General features: G+C 64.0%; 13 protein-coding genes. 11 read left to right on the top strand and 2 right to left on the bottom strand.

Translation table 11 applies throughout. The features are described from left to right. The first annotated feature begins 28 nt into the window (after nt 1-28). The 9 genes from CWE01_RS26070 to metC are packed head-to-tail and all read left to right on the top strand — an operon-like array spanning nt 29 to nt 9,714. Nucleotides 29-850, top strand: coding sequence for a transporter substrate-binding domain-containing protein (locus tag CWE01_RS26070; RefSeq protein WP_100943417.1), 822 nt, complete (start codon nt 29-31; stop codon nt 848-850). Further along, nucleotides 847-2,256 (top strand): FAD-binding oxidoreductase, encoded by a 1,410-nt coding sequence (locus CWE01_RS26065; protein ID WP_100943416.1) that lies wholly within the window; start codon nt 847-849, stop codon nt 2,254-2,256. Before CWE01_RS26070 ends, CWE01_RS26065 begins: the two co-directional genes overlap by 4 nt. Continuing rightward, a complete protein-coding gene (locus tag CWE01_RS26060; RefSeq protein ID WP_100943415.1) occupies nt 2,253-3,467 on the top strand; it encodes an aminotransferase class I/II-fold pyridoxal phosphate-dependent enzyme in 1,215 nt (404 codons plus the stop codon). The genes CWE01_RS26065 and CWE01_RS26060 overlap by 4 nt, the downstream gene beginning before the upstream one ends. Then, the gene (locus tag CWE01_RS26055; protein ID WP_100943414.1) at nt 3,467-4,189 is read left to right on the top strand and encodes an amino acid ABC transporter permease; all 723 of its coding nucleotides are present in this window, start codon (nt 3,467-3,469) and stop codon (nt 4,187-4,189) included. Before CWE01_RS26060 ends, CWE01_RS26055 begins: the two co-directional genes overlap by 1 nt. Next, nucleotides 4,179-4,853, top strand: coding sequence for an amino acid ABC transporter permease (locus CWE01_RS26050; RefSeq protein WP_100943413.1), 675 nt, complete (start codon nt 4,179-4,181; stop codon nt 4,851-4,853). The genes CWE01_RS26055 and CWE01_RS26050 overlap by 11 nt, the downstream gene beginning before the upstream one ends. Further along, on the top strand, nt 4,840-5,661 hold the full coding sequence (locus CWE01_RS26045) for an amino acid ABC transporter ATP-binding protein (RefSeq protein ID WP_100943412.1): 822 nt from the start codon (nt 4,840-4,842) through the stop codon (nt 5,659-5,661). Before CWE01_RS26050 ends, CWE01_RS26045 begins: the two co-directional genes overlap by 14 nt. A gap of 29 nt (nt 5,662-5,690) precedes the next feature. Continuing rightward, entirely contained in the window at nt 5,691-6,290 is a 600-nt protein-coding gene (locus CWE01_RS26040) for a cysteine dioxygenase (protein ID WP_100943411.1), read from the top strand. After that, a complete protein-coding gene (locus CWE01_RS26035) occupies nt 6,287-6,943 on the top strand; it encodes a glutathione binding-like protein (RefSeq protein WP_100943410.1) in 657 nt (218 codons plus the stop codon). The genes CWE01_RS26040 and CWE01_RS26035 overlap by 4 nt, the downstream gene beginning before the upstream one ends. Before the next feature lie 26 nt (nt 6,944-6,969). After that, nucleotides 6,970-9,714 (top strand): cystathionine beta-lyase, encoded by a 2,745-nt coding sequence (gene metC / locus CWE01_RS26030; protein WP_100943487.1) that lies wholly within the window; start codon nt 6,970-6,972, stop codon nt 9,712-9,714. Nucleotides 9,715-9,730: 16 nt separating this feature from the next. Here the strand turns inward: metC and CWE01_RS26025 are convergent, their stop codons facing one another. Further along, nucleotides 9,731-10,636 (bottom strand): AraC family transcriptional regulator, encoded by a 906-nt coding sequence (locus CWE01_RS26025; protein WP_100943409.1) that lies wholly within the window; start codon nt 10,634-10,636, stop codon nt 9,731-9,733. Nucleotides 10,637-10,763: 127 nt separating this feature from the next. Between CWE01_RS26025 and cobF the strand changes: the two genes are divergently transcribed. Further along, nucleotides 10,764-11,519: a precorrin-6A synthase (deacetylating) gene (gene cobF / locus CWE01_RS26020; RefSeq protein WP_100943408.1), complete on the top strand. Its 756-nt coding sequence runs from the start codon at nt 10,764-10,766 to the stop codon at nt 11,517-11,519. A 129-nt stretch (nt 11,520-11,648) separates the two neighbouring features. Continuing rightward, nucleotides 11,649-13,982: a glycoside hydrolase gene (locus tag CWE01_RS26015; protein WP_256579415.1), complete on the top strand. Its 2,334-nt coding sequence runs from the start codon at nt 11,649-11,651 to the stop codon at nt 13,980-13,982. 4 nt (nt 13,983-13,986) lie between these two features. Here the strand turns inward: CWE01_RS26015 and CWE01_RS26010 are convergent, their stop codons facing one another. Beyond that, nucleotides 13,987-15,279 (bottom strand): glycosyltransferase family 4 protein, encoded by a 1,293-nt coding sequence (locus CWE01_RS26010; RefSeq protein WP_100943407.1) that lies wholly within the window; start codon nt 15,277-15,279, stop codon nt 13,987-13,989. Nucleotides 15,280-15,348 lie beyond the last annotated feature (69 nt).

Below are 15,348 nucleotides of genomic sequence, written 5' to 3'. Positions count from 1 at the left end.
CGTACCTGTCTTCAAGGATACCCCCGCAATGTTCAAGTATTTGCCCCTCGCCCTGGCGCTCTTCGCTTCCCTGGCCCAGGCCGATGCCACCCTCGACAAGATCCAGGTGCGGCACAAGATCAGTATCGGTGTGATTCTCAGCGGTCCGCCGTTCGGCACGATCAACCCGGCCACTGGTGTCCACCAGGGCTACAACGTCGAACTCGCCAAGGGCCTGGCCCAGCGTCTCGGCGTGGAGCTGGAAAGCGTCTCGGTACTGGCGCCCAACCGTGTGCAGTTCCTGCAGCAGGGCAAGGTCGATGCGCTGATCGCCAATATGCAGTTCACCGAAGAGCGCGCCGAGATCCTCGACTACGTGCCCACGCCTTACGAAGAGGTCGGCGGCGCCGCGCTGATTCGCAAGGGCGCCGGGATTACCCGTTGGGAAGACCTCAAGGGTAAGCCGGTCTGTGTTTCCCAGGGCAGCAACTTCACCAAGCCGTTGCAGGAGGTCTATGGCGCGCAGATCAAGGCCTTCCGCAGCCAGTCCGAATCGCTGCTGTCCCTGCGCGGCAATGGTTGCGTGGCCGCGGTGCACGTCAGCCCGACCATGCACAGCCTGCTCGACGAGGCCGAATGGTCCGGCTACGAGATTCCTTTGCCCACCGACCTGATCCCGTCCCGCTCGGTGATCTGGGTACGTAAAGGCGAAAAGGATATCCAGGCCCGTCTCGACGCGATTGTCCGCGACTGGCACCGCAGCGGCTGGCTGATCGAACTGGGCAAACGCACCGGCATGCCGCCATCCCAGGCGCTGCTGCAACTGCATGAGCAGTTCAAGGATGCAGCTCCATTGGCGCAGCTCCCATGAGTGGGTTGTTCGCGCAGTTGCAACAACTGCTGGGCGCCGCCCATGTCCAGGACTCCATTGCCGGGAGTGCGTTTCTCAGCGACAAGCACCGTGTCTACCATGGCCAGGTCGTCGCCGTGGTGCATCCGGCCAGTACCGAAGAAGTCGCTGCCGTGGTGCGGGTCTGCGCTCACCATGGTGCGCCGCTGGTGGTGCAGGGTGGTAATACCGGCCTGATGGGTGCGGCTACCCCGGATGCCAGCGGCAACAGCGTGCTGGTGCTGCTCGATCGGATGAACCGCATTCGCCAGATCGATACCGACAATGACACCGTCACCGTCGAGGCCGGTTGCATCCTGCAGAACCTGCAGGACGCGGCCCGTAACGCCGGGCGCCTGTTTCCCCTGAGTCTGGGGGCGCAAGGCAGTTGCACCCTGGGTGGCAATCTCGGTACCAATGCCGGCGGCACCGGGGTGTTGCGGTATGGCAACACCCGCGAGCTGACCCTGGGCCTGGAAGTGGTGACTGCTGACGGCGATATCTGGAACGGCTTGCGCGGTCTGCGCAAGGACAATACCGGCTACGACCTGCGCGACCTGTTTATCGGCAGCGAAGGCACCCTGGGGATTATCACCGCCGCCACCTTGAAGCTCTTTCCGCTGCCCAAGGCCCAGAGCACGGCGTTGCTGGCGTTCGACTCCCTGGAACAGGCGGTGGCTTTCCTGTCCCACGCCCGTGCCGGCTTCGGCGCCGACCTGACGGCTTTCGAACTGATGTCCGCCGCCTGCCTGGCGTTGTTGCGCCAGCAGTTTCCCGATGACCCGCAACCTTTCGCCCAGGCACCGCAAGCCTGGTTCGCGCTGCTGGAGCTGTCCGACAACCACAGCGCCGAACATGCCCGGGATGCCTTCGAGCGGGTGCTGGGCGAGGCCTTCGAACTGAATCTGCTGGCCGATGCGCTGATCGCCGAAAGCCTGGCCCAGAGCGCCGCGCTGTGGCAACTGCGGGAAAACATGAGCGAAGCCCAGGCCCGCGAAGGGCGCAACATGAAGCACGATATCTCGCTGCCGATCTCGCATATCGTCGACTTCGTCCGCGAGACCGATGCCTTGTTGCAGGAACATTTCCCCGGCGTGCGCAACCTGACTTTCGGCCACCTCGGCGACGGCAACCTGCACTACAACGTCGCCGCCCCCCTCGGTCAGCCGGTTGAAGCGCATATGGCCCACTATGCGGCGCTCAGCGCCCTGGTGCATCGCAATACCCACGCCCACGGCGGTTCCATCAGTGCCGAGCACGGCATCGGCCAACGCAAGCGTGCGCTGCTGGCCGAGGTCAAGAGCCCGGTGGAGCTGGACCTGATGCGCCGAATCAAACAGGCCCTCGATCCCCGTGGGTTGCTCAATCCAGGCAAGGTACTGCCATGACTCTTCGACTGTCCAAACGGGTGCAGAAGGTTTCGCTGTCGGCCAATGCGGCGGCCAAGTCCCGGGCCACGGCCTTGCGCGACGGCGGCCGCGACGTGCTTGACCTGACCACCGGCGAGCCGGATTTCGATACCCCGTTGCATATCAAGGAAGCGGCCTATGCGGCGATTGCCGCCGGTGCGACCAAATACACCGCGACGCCGGGCGTGCTGGCCTTGCGCGAGGCGGTGCGGCGCAAACTCCAGGGTGAGAATCGCCTCGACTATGCACTGCCCCAGATCGTGATCGCCAATGGCGCGAAACAGATCATCTTCAATGCCTTCGCCGCGACCCTCGACGAGGGCGACGAAGTGCTGGTGCCGGTGCCGTACTGGCCGTCCTTCCCGGACAGCGTGCGGATCAATGGCGGCGAACCGGTGTTTGTCCAGTCGACCCTGGAACAGGGCTGCAAGCTGACCCCGGCGCAACTGAATGGCCTGATCGGCGAGCGTACCCGCTGGCTGATCCTCAACAGCCCGGGCAACCCCAGCGGTGCGGTCTATAGCGCCGATGAACTGCGGGCGCTGGCCGAGGTGCTGCGTCGCCATCCCCAGGTGCTGGTGCTGCTCGATGAGTTGTACGAGCACATTCGTTTTGACGGCCAGCCACCACTGAACCTGCTCAATGTCGCGCCGGATCTGCAGGAGCGCTGCCTGCTGGTGGGCGGCGTGTCCAAGACCTACGCCATGACCGGCTGGCGCATCGGCTTTGGCGCCGGTCCCCAGGCGCTGACCACGGCCATGAGCGTGGTCCAGTCGCAGTCGGCGTCCGGTGCTTCGTCGGTCAGCCAGGCCGCAGCCCTGGCGGCCTATGAAGGCGGGCTGGATTTCCTCAAGCCACAAGTGGCGGCTTATCAGGAACGTCGTGACCTGCTGGTGGCCGCCTTGAGCGACGTCGACGGGCTCGAGGTGCTGCAACCCGAGGGCGGGTTTTTCGTCTTCGTCCGTTGCGCCGGCCTGATTGGCCGACTGCGTCCGGACGGCCAGGCCATCGGCAGCGATAACGAACTGGTGGATTATCTGCTGGAGGAGGGCGTCGCCGGGGTCGCGGGGAGTGCCTATGGCCTGTCGCCGTGGTTCCGTCTATCGATTGCCACGGCCACCGACAGTGTCCGCGAAGCCGGCCGCCGGATCGCTGCCGCCTGCGCCCGCCTGGTCGAGGGCCCGGCGTAATGGAAACCTTTGTGCAGTGGGCCGCCCACCTGGGGCTCAACTACCGCTTCCTGCTGGACGCCTATCAACGCGGCAGCCTGATCGACGGGGCCTGGACCACGCTGCTGCTGTGCGTGTTGACCATCATCGGCAGTCTGCTGGCGGGGGTCACCCTGGCGGCGATGCTCACCAGCGGGAACAAGGCGCTGTCGCGCCCGGCGCGGGTGTTCATCGAGGTGACGCGCAATACACCGACCCTGGTCCAGCTCTACTGCGCCTTCCTGGTGCTGAACATGCTGCTGACCCAGGCGGTGGGCGCGGCCAACCCGCTGACGCCGTTTGCCTGGGTGGTGATCGTGATTTCCCTGCACAAGGGCGCCTTTCATGCCGAGGCCCTGCGCGCCGGGATCGAGGCGGTGCCGGCGGTGACGATGGAGGCCGCCAGTTCCCTGGCCTTCAGCCGTCGCCAGTTGCTGTGGAACGTGCAGTTGCCGCTGGCCCTGCGCTTTGCCCTGCCGTCGCTGGTGAACAACCTGATCGACCTGGTGAAGATGACTGCCGTGGCCTCGGCGATTGCCGTCGGCGATATCACCTACGCCTCGATCATGATCTGGACCCAGAGCGACAATGTGCTGGAACTGATGATCCTGATGCTGAGCTTTTTCGGGGTTTTGAGTTTTATCGTCAACTGTGTGGGCCGGGCGTTGGAAGCGCGGTTGAGGATGCCCGGTTATGGTCATTGAGTCCTTGTGGCAATGGTCGCCGGCGCTGGCCGTGGGCTTTGCGCAGAATATCCTGATCAGCCTGCTGGCGATTGCCATCGGTTCGCTGCTGGGTTTGCTGATCGGTGCGCTGGGGCTGTCGCCGCTGCGGATCCTGCGCCTGCCGGCACGGCTCTGGGTGCAGCTGTTTCGCAACGCGCCCTGGCTGGTGCTGATCTACTTCACCACCTACGTGTTCCCGTTCGAGATCCATGTCGGCAGCTACTACCTGCCGTTTCCCGACTGGCTGAAAGTCACCGTCGGCCTGGCGCTGCCGGCCAGCGCCAACGTCGCCGAGATCTTTCGCGGGGCCATTGGTTCGATTCCCGGCACCCAATGGGAAGCCGCGCGTTCCCTGGCCTTCAGTCGCGGCCAGTTGTTTCGCTCGATCATCCTGCCGCAGTGCTTCAAACGCATGCTGCCGCCGTGGATGAACCTCTACGCGGTGATCACCATGGGCACCGCGCTGGCATCGCTGGTGGGCGTGCATGACCTGATCGACACCGCGCAGATCGCCAGCAACACCGTCAACCGCACCGGTTTCACCGTGCTGATCTACTTCAGCGTGCTGGCGTTGTTCTTCGTCTACTGCTACCCGATTTCCCGTCTGACCCAACGCCTGGAGCGACGCTATGCCTTCTACTGAACCCCTCGTCAGCCTGCGCGACCTGCACCTGTCGTTCGGCGCCAACGCGGTGCTCAAGGGCATCGACCTTGATGTACAGCGCGGCCAGGCAGTGTCCATCATCGGGCCTTCGGGCTCGGGTAAATCGACAATCCTGCGCTGCATCACCGGGCTGCTCAAACCCCAGCGCGGGACTATTCGCGTCGGCGCCACCGAGGTGCACCAGTTGCACCGCGAGGCCGAGCTGATCGAGTTGCGCAAGCGGGTCGGTTTTGTCTTCCAGCAATACAACCTGTTCCCGCATCTGTCGGTGCTGGACAACCTGCTGATCGCCCCGTGCAAGGTGCTCGGTCGCAGCCGCGCCGACGCCGAAAAGGAGGCCCGGCAGTTGCTCGCCAAGGTGCGCATGGAGCACAAGGTCGACGCCTTTCCCGGGCAACTGTCCGGCGGTCAGCAACAGCGGGTGGCGATTGCCCGTGCCCTGGCCATGCGCCCGGAACTGATCCTGTTCGATGAGGTGACCTCGGCCCTCGACCCGGAAACCGTCGGCGAGGTGCTGACGGTGATTCGCGAGCTGACCGAAGAAGGCATGACCTGCGTGCTGGTGACCCATGAAATGCGCTTTGCCGAGGAAATCAGCGATCAGGTGTATTTCACCGAGAACGGCCTGATCGTCGAGTCCGGCAGCGCCTACCAGGTGTTCCAGCAGCCACAAAGCGAACGCACCCGCGAATTCCTCCGGCATGCCCTGGGCGACGCCGGCCGTCGCCACCTGCCACCCGACCCGTATTTGCTGAGCAATATCAGCCGCTACAGCCTATCCGTCTGACCGTGATCCACCCGATAAGGAGCCTGCCCATGAGCACCACCGAACGCGCCAACGTGATCGAATCTTTCCTGGTGAAGATCCGCGCCATCCATCAACGCGGCGTCGACCGTGCCGCTTTGCAAGAGATCGTCGCCCTGTTGGAAGACCTTGCCGAACGCCGCGACCTGTTCAACTTCGAGGCCTTTCCGGCCCCGGTGGCCGGCGAGGGCAATACCGCCTTCCGCTATCGCCTGAACGACGATGGCGAAACCCCGACCCTGTACCTCAACTCGCTGCTGCCGGGCAAGAACACCATCGCCCACAACCACGAAACCTGGGCAGTGATCAGTGCCGTTGAAGGCCAGGAACTCAACCGCGTCTATGCTCGCGGTGATGACGGCAGCGACCCTCAGCGCGCCGATCTCAAGCTTGAGCGCGAAGTCGTGGTCCAGCCGGGGACTTCCATCGCCTTCCTCGGTGAAGACCTGCACAGCATCCGTGTCGATGGCGAGCAGGCGACCTTGCATTTCCATCTTTACGGGCGTCCGCTGGAGTCGCTCAATGGTCGCTATGGCGTGCAGGACGACGGCAGCATCCTCAACTACAACGCTTCGCAGATGGCGCCTTCGATCAAGGCTTATGCGGCATGATCGACCTCCATTACTGGCCGACGGCCAATGGCTTGAAAGTCGGGATCCTGATCGAGGAACTGGGGCTGGAGTATCGCCTGCTGCCGGTGAATATTCGCCAGGGCCAGCAGCGTGAAGCGGCGTTCCAGCAGATCAGCGCCAACGGGCGGATCCCGGCGATCGTCGATCACCAGCCGGCCGACGGTGGCGAGCCGCTGAGCCTGTTCGAATCCGGGGCGATTCTCAATTACCTGGCCGACAAGACCGGGCAGTTCCTTGCGCCGGTCGGCAGTCGCGAGCGGCGGCGGGTGCAGGAGTGGCTATTCTGGCAAGTGGGGCATATCACGCCGTACCTGAGTCAGTGGCAGCTGTTCCGGGAAAAGGCCCCGGAGCCGATTCCCTTTGCTCTCGACCTGCTGCAAGGCGAAGCCACCCGGCTGTATGAAGTGCTGGAGCGACGCCTGGCCCAGCAGGATTTTGTCGCGGGTGAATACAGCATTGCCGATATGGCCATCTTTCCCTGGATCCAGCCTGCCCGGCAGGGGTTCGACCTTGGCGACTACCCGGCGATCAACGGCTGGCGCGAACGCATCAAGGCCCGTCCGGCGGTGCAGCGCGCCTATGCCAGGGGCCGCGAGCTGGCCGCGGGCGAGCGCTCGCTGGTGCTGGAATGAGCTTTTCACTGGAAAACGGGGTTTGTGTGAGTAAAACCATTACACCGGCGCAGTTGCAGCAATGGCTGTTCGACGGGCGTGAAATCGCCCTGTTCGATGTGCGTGAACACGGCCAGTACGGTGAGGCCCATCTGTTTCACGGGGTGCATTTGCCCTATAGCCGCCTGGAACTGGAAGCCCGACGCCTGGCGCCCGAGCTGCGAGTCCGGCTGGTGATCTACGACCAGGAGGGCGGTGAACTGGCTGCCCGTGCCGCGCAACGCCTGCAAGCGCTGGGCTATGAGCAGGTGCATATTCTGCAGGGCGGTGCCGACGGCTGGCAGGCGGCGGGCCTGCGGTTGTTCGCCGGCGTGCATGTGCCGTCCAAGGCCTTTGGCGAATTGGTGGAAGAAGCCTGCCATACGCCGCATATCAGTGCGACCGAACTGGCCGATTGGCAGGCCCGGGGCGAACCCCTGGTGCTGCTGGACGGTCGTCCGTTCGACGAATACCGCAAGATGACCATTCCGGGCTCGGTCTGCTGTCCGAACGGTGAGCTGGGTTATCGCCTGCACGACCTGGTGACGGACGAGTCGACGCCGATCGTGATCAACTGTGCCGGGCGTACCCGTAGCATTATCGGGGCCCAGACGCTGATCAACCTCGGGGTGAAGAACCCGGTTTATGCCTTGGAAAACGGCACCCAGGGTTGGTTTCTGGCCGACCTTCAGCTGGAACATGGCAGCACCCGCCGCTACGCTGACGGGTTGCCGCCCGCCGGTATCGAGCAGCAGCGCGAGGCCGCCCGTGCTTTGGCCCGGCGTGCCGAAGTGCCAACGGTTACAGCGGCGCAGGTCACGATCTGGGCGCAAGCGGCTGAGGGCAGCCTGTTCCTCTGCGATGTACGCAGTGCCGAGGAGTTTGGCCTTGGTAGCCTGCCGGGTGCGCAGCACACGCCGGGTGGCCAGCTGATCCAGTCCACCGACCTGTATATCGGTGTGCGCCAGGCGCGGGTGGTGGTGTTCGATGACGACGGTGTGCGTGCACCGATTGTCGCCAGTTGGCTGCGCCAGTTGGGACACGATGCCCGAGTGCTGGAAGACGGACTGTACAGCGGCTTGCGCTTGCCGTTGGCGAGCGCCTTGCCGTGGTCCGAATTGCCCGTGATTGAGGCGCGGGATCTATCCCGTGAACTGGCCGAAGACGCGGTGGTGCTGATCGACCTGCGCCCGAGCATGGCCTTTCGCAAAGCCCATCTGGCCGGCTCGCAGTGGTCGATCCGTTCGTTGCTTGCCGCTGAAGTAGCCGGTGAAGAACGGCCCCTGGTGTTGCTGGCGGACGATATCGCGGTTGCACAGTTGGCGGCCCTGGAATTGCCCGAGGCCCAGCGGGCGCGGGCGCAGTTTTTCAGTGCGGACCTGTCGGTCTGGCAAGCGGCCGGGCTGACGGTGGTCAATGATGCGTCGGTGTTGCCTGACGAGCGTTGCATCGACTTTCTGTTTTTCACCCACGACCGCCATTCCGGCAACAAGGACGCGGCACGCCAGTACCTGGCCTGGGAAACCGGCCTGCTGGGGCAGATGACGCCAGCGGAGATCGCCAGCCTGAAGCCGTTGGCGCCCGCCAAGGCTGCGGTGGATGTGCGGACCCGGCTGGTTCATGCCGCCCGTACCGTCAAGGGCAATGGCCCGCGCTCGGTGAACGTGCCGGTCACCCGGCTGAGTACCGTACTGTTCGACAACCTGGCGGATATGCGTGAGGCGCGCCGCCGCCGCGACAGCGAACGGGTCCTGAGCTACGGCGCTCGGGGCAATCCCACGGCCTTTGCCCTGGAAGACCTGGTGACGGAGCTGGAAGGCGGTCATCGCACACGTCTGTTCGGTACCGGGCTGGCGGCAGTGGCGCAGACCTTCCTGGCCTATCTGCGCCCGGGCGACCATGTGCTGATTACCGATGGCGTCTACTTCCCGGTGCGGCGCCTGGCGAAGGAGTTCCTCGCGCCCTTTGGCGTTGAAGTCGGCTATTTTCCGGCGGATGGCCGGGATATCGAGTCACGCTTGCAGGCCAATACCCGCATGGTCTACTGCGAGTCGCCGAGCTCCCTGCTCTACGAACTGAACGACCTGCCGGCCATCGCGGCCCTGTGCAAGCCGCGGGGTATCCTGCTGGCGGTCGATAACACCTGGGGTTCGGGTTACCAGTACCGGCCGTTGGCCCTGGGGGCGGATATCTCGATCATGGCCCTGACCAAGTACCTGTGCGGTCACAGCGATGTGGTGATGGGCAGCGTCTGTACCACCGAGGCGGCCTGGCCGGCGCTGTCGCGGATGAGCGACAGCTTTGGCAACACGGTGAGCCCGGATGATGCCTACCTGGTGCTGCGCGGTGCGCGGACCCTGGCGGCGCGCCTGGAGGTGCACCAGCGCCAGGGGCTGGAAATCGCCCGCTGGTTGCAGGCGCAGCCACAGGTGCGGCAGGTGTTCCATCCGGCCTTGTCCACGCACCCGGATCATGAACTGTGGGTGCGGGATTTCAGTGGCAGCAACGGGTTGTTGTCGTTCGAGTTCGCCGAGGCCGATCCCGGGCAGTTGGAGCGCTTTATCGGAGCGTTGCAGTTGTTCGGGCTGGGTGTTTCCTGGGGCGGTTATGAAAGCCTGGTGACGGTGGTGGATGTGAGCGAGCGGCAATTTGCCGGGCCGACACTGCACCCGGTTATCCGCTTGCATATCGGTCTGGAGGCGGTGACCTCGCTGATTGAAGACTTGCAGCGTGGTTTTGCCGCCCTGGCCTGACCTGTCGACCACGGCTTCAGCCGTGGTTCTGCTCGGTCAGGCGTTGGACCGCCAAACGTCGGTAATGCGAGGGGGTCATGCCCTTGAGTTGCTGGAAGCGGCGGTTGAAGTTGGAGATATTGTTGAAGCCTGACTCGAAGCAGACATCGGTCACCGGTTTGTCGCCGTCCGCGAGCAATTCGCAGGACTTGCTGATACGCAGGCGATTGACGAATTCGACGAAACAACGGCCGGTGGCCTGCTTGAAGACCCGGGAAAAGTAGGTGGGCTTCATGCCCAGGTACTCGGCCACTTCTTCCAGTGGCAGTTCCCGGGCATAGTGGGCAAAGATGTAGTCGACCGCCCGGTTGGTGCGGTCGATATTGTGCTCGTCGGCCAGTTGTGGTGTGGTAACACCCGACAGCAACTGGTAGTCGTCACAGTTGCCGAGCAGCTCCAGCAGGATCAGGAAGTGACCGAGCCGGGTGACTCCCTGGGAGTCGGCGATACGCTGCATCAAGGTCGTGGCCTGGCGCACGGTGTGCTGGCAACGGAACTCGATGCCGTACTGGGCCCGTTCCAGCAGTGGCGTCAGGGTTTTCAGCTCGGCGAACACCAGATGGCCGCTTTCGAACAGTTCGTCGGTGAAGTTCACCAGCATGTCGCGCTTGGGCACCACTTCGTCCTCGGCCACCTGGCTGATCCAGTTGTGGGGCAGGTTGGGGCCGGTCAGGAACAGGGTCTGCGGGTAGAAGTTGCCGATATAGTCGCCAATGAACACCTTGCCGGAACTGGCGACGATCAGGTGCAGCTCGTATTCCTTGTGGAAATGCCAACGGACCAGGGGGCAGGGAAAACCATGCTGGCGATAGATGATCGACAGGCCGTTGTGGTCGTCCATCAGCTCGTAGGAGGGGTCGGTGACGCGGGCTGCTCGGGTCATGCCTGGCTACTTTTGTCGTTTTTTGTTGTGGGCGCTTTCCGATAATGCCCTCATCCTCACCATCGCGCCAGTTGCACCGTGCCCAAGAGGGGCACGCGCCAGGCGCCAGCCAACCGGAGCGCCAGCCATGAAAACCCTTCTTCTGATCGGCATGGGCCCCGGCCACCCGGAGCAGATCACCGTTCAGGCGATCAACGCGCTCAATCGCGCCTCGGTGCTGTTCCTGCTGGACAAGGGCGAGGCCAAGGACGATCTGCTGAATTTGCGCAAGGACATCTGCGAGCGCTACATCCAGCAGCCCGGCTGCCGACAGGTGCAGGTCAGCGACCCGGTACGCGAGGACTCGGCGGCGTCCTACGAGGCGGGTGTCGAGCATTGGCACCGGCAACGGGCCGCGCTGTTCGCGCGGCTGATCGACGAAGAGCTCGGCGAGGATGAGAGCGGCGCGTTCCTGGTCTGGGGCGATCCCGGACTCTATGACAGTACCCTGAGGATTCTTGAACGGGTCCGTGCGCTGGGCGGTCCGGCGTTCGCCGTCGAGGTGATTCCGGGCATCAGCAGTATCCAGGTGCTGGCCGCGCAACATCGGATTCCCCTGAATCGTATCGGCGAGCCGTTGCTGATCACCACCGGGCGACGGCTGGAGGCAGCCAACCTGGACAATGTGGTGGTCATGCTCGATGCCCGCTGCGCGTTCGGCCAGTTCGCCGACCAGGACCTGGAAATCTATTGGGGCGCCTACCTGGGCACTGAAGACGAACTCTTGGTGGCCGGCAAGCTGCACGAGGTGGGCGAGCGGATTCGTCGTGTGCGCGAAGCGGCGCGCAAGCGCAAAGGCTGGATCATGGATTGTTACCTGCTGCGTCGGCCACTCAAGTCCTGAAACCTATTTGTTGTGGGGGTGCTGATTTTTAGTGCTTTCACTCGAATTGAGGAGAAGGGGACTACAGGGTGTTTTCTCCCCGCTCAGTTAAGGTTCGTCGGTTTACACACCTGAATCGACGAGGACAACATGAAGGCCATGCCGCCGCGGTGGATGAATGATCGTCGCTGCTTGCCGATCTGGCTGACCCTGCTCGGATGGACCTTGGCCCTGACCGTCGAAGGGGCCTCCCAGGTCTACCTGCCTCATCGTTCAGGAACCTTTGTCATCGATCCGGCCACCCTGGCCGTGTCCCTGCACCACAACGACGAACATCGGCTCCCGGCCCTGCTCAGCGCCGCGGCCTTCGACAAGGACGCGCAGGTCATCGAGCGAGACGGCAACCGCTGGCGGGTGCGGCAGGCCGACCAGGATTTCAGGGTCGAGGTCGGGGTGGACCGGGATGCCCTGCTGGTCACGGTGCATGCCGAACAACCAGGGCGGCTGCAGTGGCCCAGGCCTATTGAGGACGGGGTGATCGAGGCCCATGCAATTCCGTTTGGCGAAGGCGCCTATATCCCCAGCGACGATCCGCAATGGCTCGACTGGCTGCTGCGGCGTTATCAGCCGGCGCGGCTCAATGGGGTGTTGTCGATGCCGTTCTGGACCGAATTGCGCAAGGACTATTCCATCACCTGGATCGTCGAGACGCCGTTCAACACCAGTTTTGGCATCAAGGAGCAAAACGCCCGGCCGTTGCCGATCCTCAGCCATGCCTTCAATCGTCTGGCCCCCGGCGCACCTTACCGGGTGCGTGTCGTCGTCGGCCCGCGGGAGCCGTTGATCGGCGCACGGCTGTACCGGCAATGGCTGCGCGATCATGATCAGTTCGTCTCGTTGCGCGAAAAAATCCACACTCAACCGCAGGTTGCCCGCCTGGGCGGCGCACCGCATATCTATCTGTGGGATGCCGGGCCGCTGAAGGCCGGCGATGTCCTGCACTGGCCGGAGTTCCTGCGCTTTTTTGCCCGCCACCGGGATGACAGCGATCACCTGGCGTCCAGGCTCTGGGGGGCCTTCGAGCTCAAGGCCCGCGAGGCCTTCCTGCTGGCGTTGGGCGAAGCCGATAGTGCCTTTGAGCAGGTTCCACCCTTTGCCCGGACCCAGGTGATCCGGGCGATCAACTCCGGGTTGCTCGCAGTGATCGGGCGTGAAGCCCAGGCGCCGCTGCCCGGCAATCATGATCCCCTGGCCGAAGTGGCCTGGGCGCAAACGGTGCGTCAGCAGTTGCGCGAGGCCTTTGGTGATCTGTTGGCACCGGCCGAGCGCTGGGGCGGTGGCTTGTCCCTGGACACCGTTGCCGCCTTGCAGGGCGCGGGTCTGGCCCGGGCCTGGCTGGGCGCCGATGACTGGCGCGATACCTTCTGGCACCCCGAGGCGGTGGATGCCGCCAAGGCCGCCGGCTACCTGGTGTCGGCCTACGACAGCTACGGCAGCGCGCATCCGTCTAATCTGCAAGCCAGTTGGGCGACCGCGAAGATGGGTGACGAACTGGCCGCGGCCGGTTATACCGACGAGCAGGGCAAGAAGGTCCAGGGTTTTAATGGTCGCGGTGTTTTCGTCAACCCGCGCAGTGTCGAAACCTATGCCCGGCAACGGATCAGTGCCGTGGCGCGGGCGGGGCGTTTGAACAGTTACTTTCTCGATGTCGATGCCGCCGGGCCCGAGTTCAGTGATTACACTCCGGGTCGGGAAACCAGCCAGGCGCAGGATGCCGAGGCACGCCGCCGACGCCTGGCGTATCCGGTCCAGGCACTGGACCTGGTCACGGGCAGCGAAGGCGGGCAGTCCTTCTATGCGTCGATCATCGCCTTCAGCCATGGCATCGCGACCCAGCCCTTTGCCTGGATGGACGCGGACATGCGCAAGAACAAGCGCTCGCGCTACTACCTGGGCGGCTATTGGCCGCCGGAAACCCCCAACCTGTATTTCAAGGCGGTCCCGCTCAAGCCGGAGGTGGCGCGCTTCGTGACTTCCGCCGAGTTTCGCCTGCCGCTGTACCAGATCGCGCTGCATGACAGCCTGGTCAGTACCCACCACTGGGAGTACGGCTCGCTGAAGTTCTCCAGCGAACGTGATGTCACGGCGTTGCTGCAATTGCTGTACATGGTGCCGCCGCTGTATCACCTCAACGATCAGGTGATCCCCCGCGACCTGCCGCTGATCAGCGCCTACGACAAGGTGTTCCGGCCCTTGCACGAGCGCCTGTTCAGCCAGGCCATGGACGATTTCCAGGTGTTGTCCGGGGACCGCCTGCTGCAGCGCTCGACCTTTGCCGACGGCACCCTGATTACCGTCAACTTCTCCGTCAGGCCCAGCCGCACGCCGGAGGGGCGGCAACTGCCGCCGCTGTCGGCCCATGTGGTGGTGTCCGGCGAGCCGGCGCAACTGATCGAGATCCGTCAGGTCCTGGGTGCCTCCTGACGACTCAGTCGGTGCGGTTCTTCGCCTCGATCCACTGGGACATGTACTGCGTGCTCTTGTGATGATGGTGACGCAGCATCGCCCCGGTGAAGTTGTCCCGGCGATGGGCCGCCAGGTCCTCGCGGCAGGCCTGGATCCGGGCAATCAACGCGGGGCCATGGACCCGACGCTCATAACGGGCGGCGAGCAGCGCCTGGCCGTTGGCCTGGGCCTGCTGCCACAGCGCACGGTCCTGGTAGAGACGCACGGCCGCCTGGGCCAGGGCGACGGCGCTGGTTTCGATGGCGCCGGCCCAGGGCAGCTCACCGTGCATGGCTTCGGCACCGATCGGGGTGGTGACATTCGCTGTGCCACAGAGCATGGCGTCGACGATCTTGCCCTTGATCCCGGCGCCAAACCGTAGCGGCGCCAGGCAAACCCGCGCCGCGGCCATGACTTCCAAGGCATCCTCGGCCCAGTTCATGACATGAAAGCCCTGGGCGGGATTGTGCAGCGCGGTGGCCTTGGGCGGGGTGTAGGCGCCATAGATATGCAATTGGGCGGTGGGCAACTGTTGGCGGATCAGCGGCCAGATCGTGGTCTTCATCCAGAGCACCGCATCCCAGTTCGGCGCGTGGCGGAAATTGCCGATGCTGAGAAAGTGCGCGCGTTCGTCGAAATCACGGCAGGCCGTCGCGGGGGTGTCGATCATCAACGGGCACCAGTGCAGCAACGCTGGCGGGACCTTGAACTGTTCGATCAGCAACTGCGACTCGACATCGGAAATCATCAGGTTCAGGTCCGAGCGGTAGATGGCGGCGATTTCCCGCTGGGCCTGATCGGTCGCGCTCATCTGTTCGAACATTTGCCGTTGGTCGGGGGCGAACAGGGCGCTGAAGTCATTCAGGTCCTGGTCGTCTTTCAGGCGCGCCTTGAGCTGTTGCTGGCGGGCATCGCGCAGGCTTTGCAGGTCCGCGGTCTCCAGCACCCGCAGGGCCGTGGGGCAGTGTTTTTCCACGCGCCAGCCGAACTGCTCCTCCATCATGAAACGGTCGAACAGCACCACGTCCGGTTGCAGGCCGGCGACAAAACGGTCGAAGCTGCTGTTGTTGAGCTCGATGCGACACTCTTCGATGCCCAGGCTCGCCAGGTCGGCCTTGTGTTCGCCGACGACGGCGGGGCTGGCGAAGGTGATGCGCCAGCCGGCCTCGAGAAAGCTTTCGAGGATCTGCATCATGTGCCCGCCGGCTGCCGACGAGCGCGGTTCCGGCCAGACATAACCGATAACCAGGACCTGGGTGATGTCGGTGGCGTTCATAACACGATTCCTTGAAACGGGCAGGGCGGGAAAAGGGGCGCAATTAAACCACAGCGGCGCTCGCGATTG

The sequence above is a fragment of the Pseudomonas sp. QS1027 genome, from assembly GCF_002814235.1.
In the GTDB taxonomy this organism is placed as follows: Bacteria; Pseudomonadota; Gammaproteobacteria; order Pseudomonadales; family Pseudomonadaceae; genus Aquipseudomonas.
Note: the sequence above shows the minus strand (reverse complement) of the source record. Positions and strands in the feature narration are given on the sequence as shown.

Bases quoted from the DNA above. Each gene is read 5' to 3' on its own strand.
- CWE01_RS26070 (WP_100943417.1), top strand. From the start codon at position 29: ATGTTCAAGTATTTGCCCCTCGCCCTGGCGCTCTTCGCTTCCCTGGCC.
- CWE01_RS26065 (WP_100943416.1), top strand. From the start codon at position 847: ATGAGTGGGTTGTTCGCGCAGTTGCAACAACTGCTGGGCGCCGCCCAT.
- CWE01_RS26060 (WP_100943415.1), top strand. From the start codon at position 2,253: ATGACTCTTCGACTGTCCAAACGGGTGCAGAAGGTTTCGCTGTCGGCC.
- CWE01_RS26055 (WP_100943414.1), top strand. From the start codon at position 3,467: ATGGAAACCTTTGTGCAGTGGGCCGCCCACCTGGGGCTCAACTACCGC.
- CWE01_RS26050 (WP_100943413.1), top strand. From the start codon at position 4,179: ATGGTCATTGAGTCCTTGTGGCAATGGTCGCCGGCGCTGGCCGTGGGC.
- CWE01_RS26045 (WP_100943412.1), top strand. From the start codon at position 4,840: ATGCCTTCTACTGAACCCCTCGTCAGCCTGCGCGACCTGCACCTGTCG.
- CWE01_RS26040 (WP_100943411.1), top strand. From the start codon at position 5,691: ATGAGCACCACCGAACGCGCCAACGTGATCGAATCTTTCCTGGTGAAG.
- CWE01_RS26035 (WP_100943410.1), top strand. From the start codon at position 6,287: ATGATCGACCTCCATTACTGGCCGACGGCCAATGGCTTGAAAGTCGGG.
- CWE01_RS26025 (WP_100943409.1), bottom strand. From the start codon at position 10,636: ATGACCCGAGCAGCCCGCGTCACCGACCCCTCCTACGAGCTGATGGAC.
- cobF (WP_100943408.1), top strand. From the start codon at position 10,764: ATGAAAACCCTTCTTCTGATCGGCATGGGCCCCGGCCACCCGGAGCAG.
- CWE01_RS26015 (WP_256579415.1), top strand. From the start codon at position 11,649: ATGAAGGCCATGCCGCCGCGGTGGATGAATGATCGTCGCTGCTTGCCG.
- CWE01_RS26010 (WP_100943407.1), bottom strand. From the start codon at position 15,279: ATGAACGCCACCGACATCACCCAGGTCCTGGTTATCGGTTATGTCTGG.